Below are 16704 nucleotides of genomic sequence, written 5' to 3'. Positions count from 1 at the left end.
TCGGGACTGTCCGGGCGCCCTCATTTGTGTGTCGGCGTGGTCAGCGCCTGCGGGCGAGGGACAGGGTGCGCTGGGCCGCTGCCACCACCGCCGCGTCGATGAAGGTTCCGTCCCGCAGGGCCTGGGCGCCGTGTTCTGTCGCCGCTGCCTTGACGATCGTCTCCGCCTGTTCCAGTTCCGCCTCCGTGGGGAGGTAGGCCCGTTCGATCACCGGGAGCTGGCGGGGGTGGATGGCCGCCCGGCCCAGGAAGCCCAGGGCGCGGCCGTGGGCGCAGGACGCCGCCAGGCCCTCCAGGTCGCGGATGTCCGGGTGGACGGACTGGGGTGGAGGGGGCAGTTTGGCTGCTCTGGCTGCCACGACGACGCGCGATCGGGCCCAGTCGAGGCCCGCGTCCTCCCGTACGCCCAGGTCGGCCCGTAGATCCGCCTCGCCCAGGGAGATACCGCGCAGGGAGGGATGGGCGGAGGCGATCGCGTAGGCGTGTTCGATGCCGACGGCTGTTTCGAGGAGGGCGTACAGCGGGGGTGTTCTGCCGAAGGTCTCCACGAGGCAGGTGACCTGCTCGGCCGATGTCACCTTCGGGAGGCGGAGGCCGGAGACGCCCGGCAGGTGTGCCACCGCCCACAGGTCCGCCGGTGCCAGCGGACCGTCCAGGGCGTTCACCCGGACGTGGACGGGTACCGGTTGCGGCTGGGAGAGAAGCTCGGCGGTGGCCTCACGGGCGTACTCCTTGCGGTCGGGGGCGACCGCGTCCTCCAGGTCGATCACGACGACGTCCGCTCCGGAGACGAGCGCCTTGGCCACCACCGTGGGCCGGTCGCCCGGCGCGTACAGCCAGGTGAGGGGGCAGGCCGTCACAGGGTGCCCTCCTCGCGCAGGGCCGCCAGTTCGGTGGGGGTCAGGCCCAAGTCGGTGAGGATCTCGTCCGTGTCCGCGCCATGTGGGCGGCCCGGCCAGCGGATCGTGCCGGGGGTGGCGGAGAGACGGAAGAGGACGTTCTGCATGCGGAGGGGACCGAGTTCGGGGTCGTCGACGGTGGTGATCGTGCCGAGGGCCGCGTACTGGGGGTCGGTCATCACCTCGCGTACGTCCTGGATCGGGGCCACCGCCGCCTCCGCCTTCTCGAAGGCCGCGAGGACGTCGGCGCGGGTGTGGCGGGCGATCCAGTCGCCGACCGCCTTGTCGAGGACGTCGGCGTGGCGGGCCCGGTCGGCGCCCGTCGCGAACCACGGTTCGTCGATCAGATCGGCGCGCCCCACCAGATGCATCACCCGCTCGGCGATCGACTGAGCGGAAGTGGAGACGGCGACCCAGGTGCCGTCCGCGGTGCGGTAGGTGTTGCGCGGGGCGTTGTTGGCGGAGCGGTTTCCGGTGCGTTCCTGGACGTAGCCCAGCTGGTCGTACCAGGTCGGCTGGGGGCCGAGAGCCAGCAGCATCGGCTCGATGAGCGCCATGTCGACGACCTGGCCCTCGCCGGTGCGCTCGCGCGCGGCCAGCGCCGTCAGCACCGCGTACGCGGTCGCGAGGCCGGCGATCGAGTCGGCCAGGCCGAAGGGCGGGAGGGTCGGGGGCGCGTCAGGTTCGCCGGTGAGCGCGGCGAAGCCGCTCATCGCCTCGGCGAGGGTGCCGAAGCCGGGGCGGTGGGCGTAGGGGCCGAACTGGCCGAAGCCGGTGACGCGGGTGAGGACCAGGCGGGGGTTGGCGGCGGAGAGTTCGGGCCAGCCGAGGTCCCATTTCTCCAGGGTGCCCGGGCGGAAGTTCTCGATGACGACGTCCGCGGTCGCGGCCAGACGCAGGAGGGTGGCGCGGCCGCCGGGCTTGGAGAGGTTCAGGGTGATCGTGCGCTTGTTGCGGCCCAGGACCTTCCACCACAGGCCGACGCCGTCCTTCGACGGGCCGTGTCCGCGGGAGGGGTCCGGCTTCGTGGGGTGCTCGACCTTGATGACCTCCGCGCCGAAGTCGCCGAGCATCGTGGCGGCGAGGGGGCCGGCGAAGAGGGTGGCGAGGTCGAGGACGCGCAGACCGGTCAGGGGAGGGGCAGGGACTGAGGCGCTACGGGGCTGGGTGCCGGGCGCGGTCATGAGGCGTACCGCTCGTCGATCTCGGGGCGGTACGGCATCGACACCGAGGCGCCCTCCCGCTGCACCGACAGTGCCGCGGCCTCTGCCGCCCACGCCAGCGCCTCCCGCATCGGCCGTCCCTCGCCGAGTGCCACCGCGAGGGCACCGACGAAGGTGTCGCCGGCGCCGGTGGAGTCGACGGCGGTGACCTTGGGCGCCGGGACGGTCACCGGGTCGGCGCCGCGGGTGGCGTACAGGCTTCCGGCCGCACCCAGCGTGACGACCACCTCGGGCACCAGGTCGAGCAGCCCGATGGCCGCCTCGCGCGGGTCGGTGCGGCCGGTGAGGGTGGTGGCCTCGTGCTCGTTGGGGACCAACAGGTCGACGGCGGTGAGGAGTTCGTCCGGGAGCGGCTTTGCGGGGGATGGGGTGAGGAACGTACGGACGCCGTGGCGGCGGGCCGCCTGGGCGCCGGCGATGACCGCGGGCAGCGGGATCTCCAACTGGAGCAGCAGGATGTCGGCGGAGGCGATGACGCCCTCGTCGCCGGGGCTCAGATGGTCCAGTGTGCCGTTCGCGCCGGGGATCACGACGATCGCGTTGCCGCCCTCGTCGTCCACGACGATGTGCGCGGTGCCGGACGGGCCCTCGGCCGTGCGGAGGTCGTCGGTGTCGACGCCGGAGTGTTCGAGATTGGAGCGCAGGTGGGTGCCGAAGGCGTCGTTGCCGACGGCGCCGATCATCGTGACGGTGCCGCCCGCGCGGGCCGCCGCGATCGCCTGGTTGGCGCCCTTGCCGCCGGGGATCGTACGGAACTCCCGGCCCGTCACGGTCTCCCCGCGTTGCGGGGCCTTCTCGACGTAGGTGACGAGGTCCATGTTCGTGCTGCCGAGCACGACGATGTCGGTCATGGGCGAGTGGCCTCCAAGGGGGTGAGTTCGCGGGGGAGGTCGTGGGTGAGTTCGCAGGTGAGCTGGGCCAGGGTGTCGAAGCCGGTGCCGTTGAAGTCGGCGACGGAGGTGGCGAGGCGGTTCTTGAGGGGGGCCGTCCAGCGGTCGGGGAGGGCGGTGGGGGTGCCGGCGAGGAGGGCGGCGATGCTGCCGGCCGTCGCGCCGTTGGAGTCCGTGTCCCAACCTCCTGATACGGCACGGCAGATCGAGCCGGTGAAGTCACCGTCGGCGTGGGTCAGGGCGGCGGTGATCAGGGCGGTGTTGGGGATGGCGTGGACCCAGTGGTGGGTGGGGGAGTAGGTGGCGTGCAGTGCGTCGACGACCGTGTCGAAGTCGTCGTGGGTGTGCGCCAGCTGGATGGAGTGGCGGATGGCATGGGACAGGCGGGAGTGCGGGGGAATCACCGTGAGGCCGGTGCTCAGGCAGTCGTGGATGGCGTGGGGGCCGGTCGCTGTCGCTGCCTGTGCGATGGCGGCCGCCGTGAACATCGCCGCGTAGACGCCGTTCGCGGTGTGGGTGAGGGTGGCGTCCCGGTGCGCCTGTTCGGCTGCGGCGGCGGGGTCGCCGGGGTTGGTCCAGCCGTGGACGTCGGCGCGGATGAGGGCGCCGATCCATTCGCGGAAGGGGTTACGGTGGCGGGCCGTGTGCGGGGGTTCGATGCCGAGGAGGAGGTTGCGGTGGGCGATGCGTTCGGCTGTGAAGGTGCGGCCGGGTGGGAGTTCGTCGAGCCAGAGGCGGGCTACGTCGGTGGTGGTGAAGGCTTTGCCGTGGCGCTGGATGAGGAGGAGGTTGAGGAGCGGGTAGTTGAGGTCGTCGTCCTCGGGCATGCCGTCGATGTTTTCGGCGAGGGAGGTTTTCGCTGAGCGGCGGTTCCAGGGGTATTCCGCGGCCAGTTCCTCGGGGACTCCTTTGGCGGTGAAGTACGTGGTCAGGGGCCAGTTGCCGGTTGCCGCGGCTAGTTGGCGGATGGCTTCGAGGGGGAGTTTTTCGACGGGTTTGCCCAGGAGGCAGCCGACTGCTCGGCCCAGCCAGGCGGCTTCCAGGCGGGCCTGGGTGGGGGCTGCTGTGGGGGTGGGGACGCTCGCCGGCGCCGGCGGGGTGCCGCCTCTCTTTGGGCCGGGAGCCGCCCCAGCGGCACGACTGCCCGCAGCCAGAGCCGGCCAGGCTGAGCAGCTGGCCCTGATCCGGGCCAGGTCGGTGGGTTCCTTGTCCTCCAACTTGCTTGGCAGATCGGCCAGTTCATCCAACAAGTCCTCTGCCAGTTGGCGCAGATAGCGCGACGCCGGTTCCGGTGACACCCCGGCCCGCAGAGGGGCCTCTCTGCCGCCCGCCGTCCTCCACCTCTCCGCGATCCTCGACGGCTCCCGGCCGTCCAGGGTCGCCTGTCGGAGTTCGTGGCCCAGCAGGTCCTCCGGCTGGACCCAGGTCAGTCGGAGCATCCTCGGCCCTCCAGTGCGGTGAAGGCCGCCTCGTGCGCGCGGCGGCGGTGTACGTCCCGTTCGTGGATCTCCCTCGTCACCTCGGTCAGCGCGCGCGGCGGTTCCCAGAGGTCCAGGCGGCTGGCTTCCGCGACCGTCTTCGACCAGTCCTGCGGGGGCGGTGAGCCCAGGGCGCCGGACAGGGCGCCGGCCATCGTCGCGATCGAGTCGCAGTCCCGGCCGTAGTTCACCGCGCCCAGGACCGATGCGCGGTAGTCGCCGTTCGCCACGACCAGCATCCCCAGCGCGACGGGGAGTTCCTCGATCGCGTGCAGGCGGGAGGGGCGGCGGGCGCCGAGGGAAGGCTGCCGGTAGTCGGGGCCCACCGTGTCGTACGGGGTCACCGCCTCCCGGAGCGGGGTCAGGGCCGACTCGAAGTCCGTGTAGTGGCTTGCCACTTCGCAGACCTGCTCGATCGCCGCCCTCGTCCCGTCCTTCGCCAGGGACAGGCAGGCCGTGACGACCGAGTCCGGCGTCGCCCCGGGGGTGCACGCCGCCGCCACCGCCGCCGCGAAGACGCCCGCCGCCTCGCGGCCGTACGACGACTGGTGGGCGCCCGCGATGTCCAGCGCCTCGGCGTACGCGGCCCTCGGGTCGGCCGCGTTGACCAGGCCGACCGGGGCCATGTACATCGCCGCACCGCAGTTGACGATGTTGCCGACGCCGGCCTCGCGGGGGTCCACGTGGCCGTAGTGGAGGCGGGTCACCAGCCATTTCTCGGCAAGGAAGAGGCGCTGGAGGGGGAGGGCCTCCGTCTCCAGTTCCGGGATCCAGCGCGGGGTCGTCATCAGGTCGGGGACCAGGTGGTCGGCGACGGCGTAGGCGTCGAGGTGGTCGCGGACCGTGGCGTAGACGCGGACCAGTGCGTGGGTCATCAAGGTGTCGTCGGTGACGTGGCCGTCGCCCTTGTGGTACGGCGCGATGGGGCGGGCCGTGCGCCAGGCGTCGCCGTTCCAGGGGCCGACGATGCCGTGGACGCGGCCGCCGTGGCGCTGAAGGATCTGGTCGGGGGAGTAGCCCTCCACCGGGCCGCCGAGGGCGTCGCCGACCGCCGCGCCGACCAGGGCGCCGGTGATCCGCTCGTCGAGACGCGGGCCACTGCTTTCTTCTGCTTTGGGCGTCATGCCCCGAATCATCCTCCTGGTCGGGCCGGTTGCGTGGCTTCCAGGAGTTCGGCGAGTTCCACCAGGTCGGTGCCGGTGAGCCGGGGGAGTACGCAGCCGGAGAGGGTGCGGCAGGTGTCGCGCCAGGACGCCGGGATCGCCGTACCGCCGCCGAGTGCGCCGGTCAGCGCGCCCGCCAGAGCCGGTGCCGAGTCCGCGACCCGGGAGAGGCACGCGGCGGCGGGCACCGCTTCGGCGATACGGCCTTCTGCGGCGACGGCGAGGGCCAGGGCGACCGGGACCGTTTCCGCTGCCGCGATGCCGTAGCTGTAGACGTGGTCGACGATTTGGTGCTCGAGGAGGGGGATCAGGGCGAAGGCGCTGTCGGCGTCCTGGGCGAGCTTCAGCGCGTGGCGGGCGTTGCGCCCGATCTCCGTTTCCTCGGGGAGTTCGGTGAGTGCCGCTGCCACGCAGGCCGCGGTGTCCGCGCCGGTCAGGGCGAGGGCGAGGGCCGCCGCCATCGCCCTCGCGCCGTGTACGCCGTCGCCGTCCTGGGTGTAGCGGGCGTCGAACTCGGCGAGGTCGGCGGCGGCGCGGGGGTCGCCGGGGTGGGCTACGGCGAGGACGCAGGCCCTTACGCAGGCCGCGTCGTCGAAGTAGTGCGGGTTGTCGTGGCCGGTGGCGGGTGGGCGCAGGCCCGTCGCGAGGTTGCCGAGGCCGGCGCGGACGGAGATGCGGGCGCGCAGGGGGAGGATGGCCGACTCGACCTCGGGGGCGCGGTCCGCCGCGGCGGCGACTTCGTCGGCCAAGGCGGTCCAGGTCAGGTCGATCGCGGTTCGGGTGCGGCGTTCTCGGCTCAGGTCGCCCAGGGCGGTGTCGTCGCCGGCTCGCAGGACTGCCTCGGCTGCGAAGGCCGCCCATTCGGCGTCGTCGGAGGGGCCCAGGCGGAGGGGTTCGGGATGCTGGTTGAGGGCGATGGGGACGGGGAGGGTGGTGGTCGCGTTCTGCTCGGCGAAGGTGTCGAGTTCGCGGGTGAGGCGGCGGGTCCAGTCGGGCATACGGGCGGCTCTGTGGCGGGCGGCGGGCCAGCCTGCGGCGTCGCCTGCGGCCAGGCCGAGCAGGAGGCCGAGGATGCGGTTGCCCTCCGGGGGGTGCGCCGTGCCGGCCTCGGCTTCGCCTTCGGCCGGTCGTTTCGCACCCGCACCGCCCGTGCGGCTCTCGTCTTCGTCTGCGGGTGCGGGTGGCCCCAGTGGAGCGTGCTCGCCGTCGGCGGCCGCGGGCTCGTGCGGCTGTGTGAGAGTCGTCCCCTCGGCGGCCGTAGGTTCGTTCGGCTCCGTGAGCGTCGTGCCGTCCGCGGCCGTGGGTTCGGGTGGCTGTGTCAGCAGCGTGGGCTCGGCTTCGGGGGCGGTTGTCGTCGGGGTGCCCTCGTCCCATGGGGTGGGCGGGGTCATCGTCGGGCTCCGGCGTGTGGTGTCGGCGCCTCAGCCGTTGTGAGTCCCCCCGTCACCCATTTCCTGTCCTCCCCCGGCACCAGCAACTCCGCCACGTCCAGCACGTGATGCCCGGCCATCGACGGCAGGCAGCTTCCCCGCGCCGGCCCGATCGCCGCCGCCCACTCCGTCGGGATCGCCGACGCCCCTTGCGTCGCACCTGCCAGCGCACCCGCCACCGCGGCCGTCGTGTCCGCGTCCCGGCCCATGTTCACGGCCGTGAGGACCGCCTGGACGAAGTCGCCGTCCGCCGCCGCGTACGCCCCGAAGGCCAGCGCGACCGCCTCGGGGGCCAGGTCGGTCCAGGGGTAGCCGCCGATCACGACCGCGGAGCGGACCGCGCGTTCGCCGCGGTGGGCCACCGCCACGGCGCGGCGCAGGGAACGGGCCGTCCAGGAGTCGTCCGGGACCACCGCCAGGGCTGACGCGACCACCGCGATCGTCGGTGCCCCCGCCATCGCCGCCGCCACGCCCGCCGCCACCGCCTGGCCGCCGTAGATGCCCTCGCCGTCGTGGCTCACCGAGCCGTCGATGGCCACCAGGCGGGCCGCCTCGGCCGGGCGGCCCGCCGCGAAGACGCCGAAGGGGGCCGCCCGCATGGCGAGGCCGTCGCTCCAGGCGTGACGGTGCTGGGCCGAGATGGGGGCCGCGAGGCCGCGGCGGAGGTTCTCCAGCGTGCCGCGTTCGCTGAAACCGGCGCCCCGGAAGGGGCCTTCCGAACGGTCCGCGATCCACTCGTGCCAGGCCGTCTCCACATGGGCGGCAGTGAGAGCCGAGCCGTGGCGGGCGAGGAGGAGACCCGAGAAGATCGCGTACTCGGTGTCGTCCGTGCCGGCCGGGTTGTCGGTGACGAATCCCGTGATGCGGCCCCACCGGGCGCGGATCTCGGAGGGCTTCATGTTCTCCGCCGGGGCGCCCAGCGCGTCGCCGACCGCCAGGCCCAGCATCGCGCCGCGTGCCCGGTCGCGGAGTTCGGCGGCGTCCCCGGGCGCCGGGACCGAGGGAATGCAGGCGATGGATGGCATGCGCGGCCTCTCCTCCGGGGGCTCCGCCCAGGGCGCGGAGCCCTTTGCGGATGTGTCCCACCGTCGGCGGTTGACCAGAGCCTCGAAGGCCTCAGTGTCACCCGGTCGACATCTGTGCAGGGCCGGGCACGAATGAGCGTTCTAGGGAAAACCGCAGGTTAGCCCAGCCTTTCCTTGCTGGCGGGGCGGAATTTCCAGGCGTAGATTGAGTGCTGTCCAAGAGTAGAACATGTCTAAAGACAGCCTTACCTGAGCTTCCTGGGGGACCCTCATGGCCATCATCGAGACCGAAGCGCCGCTGCACGAGGCGCACCGTGACAACCACACGCACCGGGATGTGAACGGCGGCTGGCTGCGCCCCGCCGTCTTCGGCGCGATGGACGGTCTGGTCTCCAACCTCGCCCTGATGACCGGTGTCGCGGGTGGGGCCGTGGGTCACCAGACCATTGTGCTGAGCGGGCTCGCCGGGCTCGCGGCCGGCGCCTTCTCCATGGCCGCCGGCGAGTACACCTCCGTCGCCTCGCAGCGTGAGCTCGTCGAGGCCGAGCTGGATGTCGAGCGGCGGGAGCTGAGAAAGCACCCGAAGGACGAGGAGGCCGAGCTCGCGGCGCTCTACGAGGCGCGGGGGGTCGAGCCGAAGCTCGCGCAGGCCGTCGCCGAGCAGCTCTCCCGTGATCCCGAGGTGGCCCTGGAGATACATGCCCGCGAGGAGCTCGGCATCGACCCCGGCGATCTGCCCTCACCGCTGGTCGCGGCCGTGTCGTCGTTCGGGTCGTTCGCGCTGGGCGCCCTGCTGCCCGTACTGCCGTATCTGCTCGGCGCGACCGCGCTGTGGCCGGCCGTGCTGCTCGCGCTCGTCGGGCTGTTCCTGTGCGGTGCGGTCGTGGCCAAGGTGACCGCGCGGACCTGGTGGTTCAGCGGGCTGCGACAGCTCGCTCTCGGTGGTGCCGCGGCCGGTGTGACGTACGCCCTGGGCAGCTTGTTCGGAACGGCCGTAGGATAGTTCGGCTGGAACTTATGCGTTGGGCCGCATAAGTAGCCGTTACTCGCTGGTTTCGAATGCTTAACCACTGGGCATGAGCCGTAAGCGCTGTGGGCAATGACGCCTGCGGCGCACTCGCGGGGTGGGCGACGCCGCCTCCTCCGCCCCTCGGATCGACGGACATAGACCTGTCACGATCGGTCCTCACATACTTCAAGCCATGTGCGCGGAACCCCGACGCAAGCGCATGGCGTCCGCATGTTGGAACGGATTATCCCGGTTCCCGAGAACCGTTCCATCATGTAACCTGCACGAAATTTTGCGATCACGCAGAGGGCCAACGTCGTCCCTCGGCACCTTGCATATGCCACATGACGACGACGGGAGAGCCGATGCGTACGCCGCGCCAGCCGTCCCAGCACTCCGCGAATGGCCAGAACTGGTCGTTCATGGATGCTCGCCCTGCTGCGCAGGGTATGTACGACCCCCGCAACGAGCACGACGCCTGTGGTGTCGGCTTCGTGGCCACCCTCACCGGCGAGGCGAGCCATGCGCTGGTCGAGCAGGCGCTGACCGTTCTGCGCAATCTCGAACACCGCGGTGCCACCGGCTCCGAGCCCGACTCGGGTGACGGCGCGGGCATCCTCTCTCAGGTGCCGGACGCCTTCTTCCGGGAGGTGGCCGGGTTCGAACTGCCCGAGGCCGGTGCGTATGCCGTCGGTATCGCCTTCCTGCCGGAGAACGGAACCCAGGACGCCGTCTCGCAGATCGAGACGATCGCGTCCGAGGAGGGGCTGACCGTCCTCGGCTGGCGCGAGGTGCCCGTCGCCCCCGAACTGCTCGGCGCCACCGCCCGGTCGACGATGCCCGTCTTCCGCCAGGTCTTCGTGGCGGACGGTTCCACGGTGCCGGCTACGGATATCGCCCTCGACCGCAAGGCCTTCGTGCTGCGCAAGCGCGCCGAGCGCGAGGCCGGTGTCTACTTCCCGTCGCTGTCGGCCCGCACGATCGTGTACAAGGGCATGCTGACCACGGGTCAGCTGGAGCCCTTCTTCCCGGACCTGTCCGACCGCCGCTTCGGCTCGGCGATCGCCCTCGTCCACTCGCGCTTCTCGACGAACACCTTCCCGTCGTGGCCGCTCGCGCACCCCTACCGCTTCGTCGCGCACAACGGTGAGATCAACACCGTCAAGGGCAACCGCAACTGGATGGTCGCCCGCGAGTCGCAGCTCCTCTCGGACCTGTTCGGTTCCGACGGCAAGGCCCTCGAGCGGATCTTCCCGGTGTGCACGCCGGACGCCTCCGACTCCGCGTCCTTCGACGAGGTGCTGGAGCTGCTGCACCTCGGTGGCCGTTCGCTGCCGCACTCCGTGCTGATGATGATCCCGGAGGCGTGGGAGAACCACGACTCCATGGACCCGGCCCGGCGCGCCTTCTACCAGTACCACTCCACGATGATGGAGCCCTGGGACGGCCCGGCCTGTGTCACCTTCACCGACGGCACCCAGGTCGGCGCCGTGCTCGACCGCAACGGCCTGCGTCCCGGCCGCTACTGGGTCACCGACGACGGCCTCGTCGTCCTCGGCTCCGAGGTCGGCGTCCTCGACATCGACCCCGCCAAGGTCGTCCGCAAGGGCCGCCTCCAGCCCGGCCGCATGTTCCTCGTCGACACCGCCGAGCACCGCATCATCGAGGACGACGAGATCAAGGCGCAGCTCGCCGCCGAGGCCCCCTACGCGGAGTGGCTGGAAGCCGGCGAGATCGAGCTGTCCGACCTGCCCGAGCGTGAGCACATCGTGCACACCCACGCCTCGGTCACCCGCCGCCAGCAGACCTTCGGTTACACCGAGGAGGAGCTGCGCGTCATCCTCGCGCCGATGGCCAAGGCCGGTGCCGAGCCGATCGGTTCGATGGGCACCGACTCGCCGATCGCCGCGCTGAGCGACCGCCCGCGTCTGCTCTTCGACTACTTCACCCAGCTGTTCGCGCAGGTCACCAACCCGCCGCTGGACGCCATCCGCGAGGAGCTCGTCACCTCGCTCAGGAGCTCCCTCGGCCCGCAGGGCAACCTGCTGGAGCCGACGGCCGCGTCCTGCCGTAGCGTCACGCTGCCGTTCCCGGTGATCGACAACGACGAGCTGGCCAAGCTCATCCACATCAACGCCGACGGTGACATGCCGGGCTTCAAGGCCGCGACCCTCTCCGGTCTGTACCGGGTGCACGGCGGCGGTGACGCCCTCGCCGCGCGCATCGAGGAGATCTGCGCCGAGGCCGACGCCGCCATCGAAAACGGCGCCCGTCTGATCGTCCTGTCGGACCGTCACTCGGACGCCGAGCACGGGCCGATCCCGTCGCTGCTGCTCACCGCGGCCGTCCACCACCACCTCATCCGCACCAAGCAGCGCACCCAGGTGGGCCTGCTGGTCGAGGCCGGTGACGTCCGCGAGGTCCACCACGTCGCCCTGCTCATCGGCTACGGCGCCGCCGCCGTCAACCCGTACCTGGCGATGGAGTCCGTCGAGGACCTGGTCCGCGCGGGCACCTTCCTCTCGGACATCGAGGCCGAGCAGGCCATCCGCAACCTGATCTACGCCCTCGGCAAGGGCGTCCTGAAGGTCATGTCCAAGATGGGCATCTCGACGGTCGCCTCCTACCGCGGCGCCCAGGTCTTCGAGGCCGTCGGTCTCGAAGACGCCTTCGTCGAGAAGTACTTCAACGGCACCGCCACCAAGATCGGCGGCGTCGGCATCGACGTCATCGCCAAGGAGGTCGCCGCCCGCCACGCGAAGGCGTACCCGGCCTCCGGCATCGCGCCCGCGCACCGCGCCCTCGACATAGGCGGCGAGTACCAGTGGCGCCGCGAGGGCGAGCCGCACCTGTTCGACCCGGAGACGGTCTTCCGCCTCCAGCACTCCACGCGCACCGGCCGCTACGACATCTTCAAGAAGTACACGGACCGCGTGAACGAGCAGTCCGAGCGGCTGATGACGCTCCGCGGGCTCTTCGGCTTCAAGTCCGACCGGCAGCCGATCTCCATCGACGAGGTCGAGCCGGCCAGCGAGATCGTCAAGCGCTTCTCCACCGGCGCCATGTCGTACGGCTCCATCTCCAAGGAGGCGCACGAGACCCTCGCCATCGCCATGAACCAGCTGGGCGGCAAGTCCAACACCGGTGAGGGCGGCGAGGACCCGGAGCGTCTGTACGACCCGGCGCGCCGGTCGAGCATCAAGCAGGTCGCGTCCGGCCGCTTCGGTGTCACGTCCGAGTACCTGGTCAACGCCGACGACATCCAGATCAAGATGGCCCAGGGCGCCAAGCCCGGTGAGGGCGGTCAGCTGCCCGGCCACAAGGTCTACCCGTGGGTCGCCAAGACGCGTCACTCGACGCCGGGCGTGGGCCTGATCTCCCCGCCGCCGCACCACGACATCTACTCCATCGAGGACCTGGCCCAGCTGATCCACGACCTCAAGAACGCGAACCCGCAGGCGCGGATTCACGTCAAGCTGGTCTCCGAGGTCGGTGTCGGCACGGTCGCCGCGGGTGTCTCCAAGGCGCACGCGGACGTCGTCCTGATCTCCGGCCACGACGGTGGTACGGGTGCCTCCCCGCTCACCTCGCTGAAGCACGCCGGTGGTCCCTGGGAGCTCGGCCTCGCCGAGACCCAGCAGACCCTGCTGCTCAACGGCCTGCGCGACCGCATCGTCGTGCAGACCGACGGCCAGCTGAAGACCGGCCGTGACGTCGTCATCGCCGCGCTGCTCGGCGCCGAGGAGTTCGGTTTCGCGACCGCGCCGCTCGTCGTCTCCGGCTGCGTCATGATGCGCGTCTGCCACCTGGACACCTGCCCGGTCGGCATCGCCACCCAGAACCCGACGCTCCGCGACCGGTTCTCCGGCAAGGCCGAGTACGTCGTGAACTTCTTCCAGTTCATCGCCGAAGAGGTCCGCGAGATCCTCGCCGAGCTGGGCTTTCGCACCATCGAGGAGGCCGTCGGTCACGCCGAGGCGCTCGACGTGACCCGCGCGGTCGACCACTGGAAGGCGCAGGGCCTGGACCTGGCCCCGCTGTTCCACGTGCCGGCGCTGCCCGAGGGCGCGGTGCGCCACCAGCTGATCGAGCAGGACCACGGCCTGGAGAAGGCGCTCGACAACGAGCTCATCAAGCTCGCCGCCGACGCCCTGGCCGCGGACTCCGCGACCGACGCCCAGCCGGTGCGCGCCCAGGTCGCCATCCGCAACATCAACCGCACGGTCGGCACCATGCTCGGCCACGAGGTGACCAAGAAGTTCGGCGGGGCGGGCCTGCCCGACGACACGATCGACATCACCTTCACCGGCTCCGCGGGCCAGTCCTTCGGCGCCTTCCTCCCGCGCGGTGTCACGCTGCGCCTGGAGGGCGACGCCAACGACTACGTCGGCAAGGGCCTCTCCGGCGGCCGTGTCATCGTCCGTCCGGACCGGGGCGCGGACCACCTCGCCGAGTACTCGACGATCGCGGGCAACACGATCGCGTACGGCGCGACCGGCGGTGAGCTGTTCCTGCGCGGTCGTACGGGCGAGCGGTTCTGCGTCCGCAACTCCGGTGCGCTGGTGGTCTCCGAGGGCGTGGGCGACCACGGCTGCGAGTACATGACCGGTGGTCACGCGGTGGTCCTCGGCGAGACGGGCCGTAACTTCGCGGCCGGTATGTCCGGCGGTATCGCCTACGTCATCGACCTCGACCGCGACAACGTCAACGTCGGCAACGTCGGTGCCGTGGAGGCCCTGGACGAGGCCGACAAGCAGTGGCTGCACGACGTGGTGCGCTGCCACCAGGAGGAGACCGGCTCGACGGTGGCCGAGAAGCTGCTGGCCGAGTGGGACACCGCGGTGGACCGCTTCAGCAAGATCATCCCCAGCACGTACAAGGCAGTGCTCGCCGCCAAGGACGCCGCCGAGCGAGCCGGTCTCTCCGAGACCGAGATCACCGAGAAGATGATGGAGGCGGCGACCAATGGCTGATCCCAAGGGCTTTCTCAACCACGGCCGCGAGGTCGCCAAGTCCCGTCCCGTCGACGTGCGTCTGAAGGACTGGAACGAGGTCTACGTCCCCGGCTCCCTGCTGCCGATCATCAGTAAGCAGGCCAGCCGCTGCATGGACTGCGGTATCCCCTTCTGCCACAACGGCTGTCCGCTGGGGAACCTGATCCCCGAGTGGAACGACTACGCCTACCGCGAGGACTGGGCGGCCGCGAGCGAGCGTCTGCACGCGACCAACAACTTCCCCGAGTTCACGGGACGGCTGTGCCCGGCTCCCTGTGAGTCGGCGTGCGTGCTCGGCATCAACCAGCCGGCCGTCACCATCAAGAACGTCGAGGTCTCGATCATCGACAAGGCGTGGGACGAGGGCACCGTCGCCCCGCAGATCCCCGAGCGCCTGTCCGGCAAGACCGTCGCCGTCATCGGCTCGGGCCCGGCGGGCCTGGCCGCCGCCCAGCAGCTGACCCGGGCCGGCCACACGGTCGCCGTCTACGAGCGCGCGGACCGCATCGGAGGCCTTCTCCGTTACGGCATCCCCGAGTTCAAGATGGAGAAGCGGCACATCAACCGCCGTATCGAGCAGATGCGCGCGGAGGGCACCCGCTTCCGTACCGGCATCGAGATCGGCCGCGACCTCAAGGCGACCGACCTGAAGAAGCGGTACGACGCGATCGTCATCGCCGCCGGTGCGACGACCGCCCGCGACCTCCCGGTCCCCGGCCGCGAGCTCAAGGGCATCTACCAGGCCATGGAGTACCTGCCGCTGGCCAACAAGGTCCAGGAGGGCGACTTCGTGACGCCCCCGATCTCGGCCGAGGGCAAGCACGTCGTGGTCATCGGCGGTGGCGACACCGGCGCCGACTGCGTGGGCACCGCCCACCGCCAGGGCGCGGCCTCCGTCACGCAGCTGGAGATCATGCCCCGCCCGAACGACGAGCGGAACCCGGTCGCCCAGCCGTGGCCGACCTTCCCGATGCTGTACAAGGTCACGTCCGCGCACGAGGAGGGCGGCGAGCGGGTCTACTCCGTCTCGACGACCCACTTCGAGGGCGACGAGGACGGCAACGTCCAGTGGCTGCACCTCACCGAGGTCGAGTTCATCGACGGCAAGCTGACCCCGAAGCCGGGCACGGAGCGCAAGATCCCCGCCCAGCTGGTCACCCTCGCCATGGGCTTCACGGGCACCGACCGCGAGAACGGCCTGGTCGAGCAGTTCGGCCTGGAGCTCGACGAGCGCGGCAACATCGCCCGCGACGCCGACTTCCAGACCAACGTGCCGGGCGTCTTCGTCGCCGGTGACGCGGGCCGGGGTCAGTCCCTGATCGTGTGGGCGATCGCGGAGGGCCGCTCGGCCGCCCGCGGCACCGACCGCTTCCTGACCGGAACCAGCGAACTGCCGGCCCCGATCCGGCCCACGGACCGCGCGCTGATGGTGTGACGGTTCGACAAGTGACCTGACGGTCACTCAAAAAACGTCCCGTACAACGGCGTACGGAACACAGACGGCGCCTGCCCACAGTCCCCGACCGGACGACTGGGCGGGCGCCGCCGCTTGTGCTCAGAGGTGTGGCGCCGGCCCTCAGCCCGTCAGCTCCGAGACCTTCGCGACCGCGACCACCGCCAGCAGCACCAGTACGCCCACGCAGGCGGCCGCCTGGATCAGGGCCTGGCGCGGCCCGCGTGGGGCGTAGGCGTAGGCGAGGGTGACCGCGGCCCCCGTCAGCAGCCCGCCGAGATGGCCCTGCCAGGAGGTGAGGCCCGCGGAGAGCAGCAGCCACAGCAGCAGGAACGTCATGAAGCGATTGATGCTGCGCATGTCAGCGCCGATCCGGCGGGCGAGGACGTAGTACGCGGCGCCGAGGCCGAAGATCGCGCCCGACGCACCGACCGACTCCACGTGCGCGTCGGTGAGCAGCAGCTCGAACACCGAACCACCCAGCGTCGCCAGCAGGTAGAGCGCGACGTACCGGACGCGGCCCAGCATGGGTTCCACGACCCGGCCGAGCTGCCACAGCGAGAGCATGTTCATCACGATGTGCAGCAGCCCGAAGGTGCCCTCCGTCGGCGGTGTGTGGAGGAACCCACTGGTCAGCAGCCGGTCCCACTGCCCGGCGACCACTCCCTCGGCGTGGAAGCTCGACGGGTGGCCGGCCTCGTAGAGGTAGTAGCCGCCGTCCGGCCCGACCAGCCGGGCGGTGAGCATCGCGAACCGGTCCAGGAGCTCCGGGCGCACCACCTCGGCCAGATAGGCGAGGACGTTGAGCCCGATGAGCACGGAGGTCACGAGGGGCGTCGCGGCGATCCGTCCGCCCACGAGCGTGCGGGCCTGGCGCACCGACCGCGCGCCCTCCCGCACGCACTCCACGCACTGGTGTCCGACGGCCGCCTCCCGCATGCAGTCCGGGCAGATGTACCGGTCGCAGCGGGTGCAGCGGACGTGGGACTCCACCTTGGGGTGGCGATAGCAGGTCGTGACGGTGGGCTCGGCGGACTCGGGCGGGGTGGACTGGGACGGGGTGGACTGGGACGGGGTGGACTCGGGCTCCACAGCCGGCTCCTCGATGGGGACGGGACGAAGGGTGAGCCGGTGGGGACGG

General features: G+C 71.2%; 11 protein-coding genes. 3 read left to right on the top strand and 8 right to left on the bottom strand.

All coding sequences use genetic code 11. The annotated features are described in order from the left end of the window. Window positions 1-40 precede the first annotated feature (40 nt). The 7 genes from ACTMVF_RS25795 to ACTMVF_RS25765 are packed head-to-tail and all read right to left on the bottom strand — an operon-like array spanning window position 41 to window position 8107. Entirely contained in the window at window positions 41-859 is an 819-nt protein-coding gene (locus tag ACTMVF_RS25795) for an HpcH/HpaI aldolase/citrate lyase family protein (RefSeq protein WP_441273488.1), read from the bottom strand. Further along, the gene (locus tag ACTMVF_RS25790) at window positions 856-2082 is read right to left on the bottom strand and encodes a CaiB/BaiF CoA transferase family protein (protein ID WP_441273487.1); all 1227 of its coding nucleotides are present in this window, start codon (window positions 2080-2082) and stop codon (window positions 856-858) included. Before ACTMVF_RS25790 ends, ACTMVF_RS25795 begins: the two co-directional genes overlap by 4 nt. Further along, window positions 2079-2972 carry a ribokinase gene (gene rbsK / locus ACTMVF_RS25785; protein ID WP_441273486.1) on the bottom strand — a complete coding sequence of 298 codons (894 nt, stop codon included), beginning with the start codon at window positions 2970-2972 and terminating at the stop codon, window positions 2079-2081. Before rbsK ends, ACTMVF_RS25790 begins: the two co-directional genes overlap by 4 nt. Next, a complete protein-coding gene (locus ACTMVF_RS25780) occupies window positions 2969-4450 on the bottom strand; it encodes an ADP-ribosylglycohydrolase family protein (RefSeq protein ID WP_441273485.1) in 1482 nt (493 codons plus the stop codon). The genes rbsK and ACTMVF_RS25780 overlap by 4 nt, the downstream gene beginning before the upstream one ends. Then, a complete protein-coding gene (locus tag ACTMVF_RS25775; protein ID WP_441273484.1) occupies window positions 4438-5613 on the bottom strand; it encodes an ADP-ribosylglycohydrolase family protein in 1176 nt (391 codons plus the stop codon). Before ACTMVF_RS25775 ends, ACTMVF_RS25780 begins: the two co-directional genes overlap by 13 nt. Before the next feature lie 8 nt (window positions 5614-5621). After that, the gene (locus ACTMVF_RS25770; RefSeq protein ID WP_441273483.1) at window positions 5622-7043 is read right to left on the bottom strand and encodes an ADP-ribosylglycohydrolase family protein; all 1422 of its coding nucleotides are present in this window, start codon (window positions 7041-7043) and stop codon (window positions 5622-5624) included. Next, window positions 7040-8107, bottom strand: coding sequence for an ADP-ribosylglycohydrolase family protein (locus tag ACTMVF_RS25765; RefSeq protein ID WP_441273482.1), 1068 nt, complete (start codon window positions 8105-8107; stop codon window positions 7040-7042). The genes ACTMVF_RS25770 and ACTMVF_RS25765 overlap by 4 nt, the downstream gene beginning before the upstream one ends. Before the next feature lie 271 nt (window positions 8108-8378). Between ACTMVF_RS25765 and ACTMVF_RS25760 the strand changes: the two genes are divergently transcribed. From ACTMVF_RS25760 to ACTMVF_RS25750, 3 genes are all read left to right on the top strand, one after another. Then, complete coding sequence (locus ACTMVF_RS25760) at window positions 8379-9110, top strand: VIT1/CCC1 transporter family protein (protein ID WP_441273481.1); 732 nt, start codon at window positions 8379-8381, stop codon at window positions 9108-9110. A gap of 371 nt (window positions 9111-9481) precedes the next feature. Continuing rightward, window positions 9482-14089 carry a glutamate synthase large subunit gene (gene gltB, locus ACTMVF_RS25755; protein WP_441273604.1) on the top strand — a complete coding sequence of 1536 codons (4608 nt, stop codon included), beginning with the start codon at window positions 9482-9484 and terminating at the stop codon, window positions 14087-14089. Then, window positions 14082-15545, top strand: a complete 1464-nt coding sequence (locus ACTMVF_RS25750) for a glutamate synthase subunit beta (RefSeq protein WP_441273480.1) — start codon at window positions 14082-14084, stop codon at window positions 15543-15545. The genes gltB and ACTMVF_RS25750 overlap by 8 nt, the downstream gene beginning before the upstream one ends. 141 nt (window positions 15546-15686) lie before the next feature. Here the strand turns inward: ACTMVF_RS25750 and ACTMVF_RS25745 are convergent, their stop codons facing one another. After that, window positions 15687-16655: a rhomboid family intramembrane serine protease gene (locus tag ACTMVF_RS25745; RefSeq protein WP_441273479.1), complete on the bottom strand. Its 969-nt coding sequence runs from the start codon at window positions 16653-16655 to the stop codon at window positions 15687-15689. Window positions 16656-16704 lie beyond the last annotated feature (49 nt).

Origin of the sequence: Streptomyces sp. SD31, assembly GCF_052068475.1 — a bacterium.
In the GTDB taxonomy this organism is placed as follows: Bacteria; Actinomycetota; Actinomycetes; order Streptomycetales; family Streptomycetaceae; genus Streptomyces.
Note: the sequence above shows the minus strand (reverse complement) of the source record. Positions and strands in the feature narration are given on the sequence as shown.

Excerpts from the sequence above, each read along its gene's own strand:
- ACTMVF_RS25790 (WP_441273487.1), bottom strand. The coding sequence starts at position 2,082 with ATGACCGCGCCCGGCACCCAGCCCCGTAGCGCCTCAGTCCCTGCCCCT.
- rbsK (WP_441273486.1), bottom strand. The coding sequence starts at position 2,972 with ATGACCGACATCGTCGTGCTCGGCAGCACGAACATGGACCTCGTCACC.
- ACTMVF_RS25780 (WP_441273485.1), bottom strand. The coding sequence starts at position 4,450 with ATGCTCCGACTGACCTGGGTCCAGCCGGAGGACCTGCTGGGCCACGAA.
- ACTMVF_RS25775 (WP_441273484.1), bottom strand. The coding sequence starts at position 5,613 with ATGACGCCCAAAGCAGAAGAAAGCAGTGGCCCGCGTCTCGACGAGCGG.
- ACTMVF_RS25770 (WP_441273483.1), bottom strand. The coding sequence starts at position 7,043 with ATGACCCCGCCCACCCCATGGGACGAGGGCACCCCGACGACAACCGCC.
- ACTMVF_RS25765 (WP_441273482.1), bottom strand. The coding sequence starts at position 8,107 with ATGCCATCCATCGCCTGCATTCCCTCGGTCCCGGCGCCCGGGGACGCC.
- ACTMVF_RS25760 (WP_441273481.1), top strand. The coding sequence starts at position 8,379 with ATGGCCATCATCGAGACCGAAGCGCCGCTGCACGAGGCGCACCGTGAC.
- gltB (WP_441273604.1), top strand. The coding sequence starts at position 9,482 with ATGCGTACGCCGCGCCAGCCGTCCCAGCACTCCGCGAATGGCCAGAAC.
- ACTMVF_RS25750 (WP_441273480.1), top strand. The coding sequence starts at position 14,082 with ATGGCTGATCCCAAGGGCTTTCTCAACCACGGCCGCGAGGTCGCCAAG.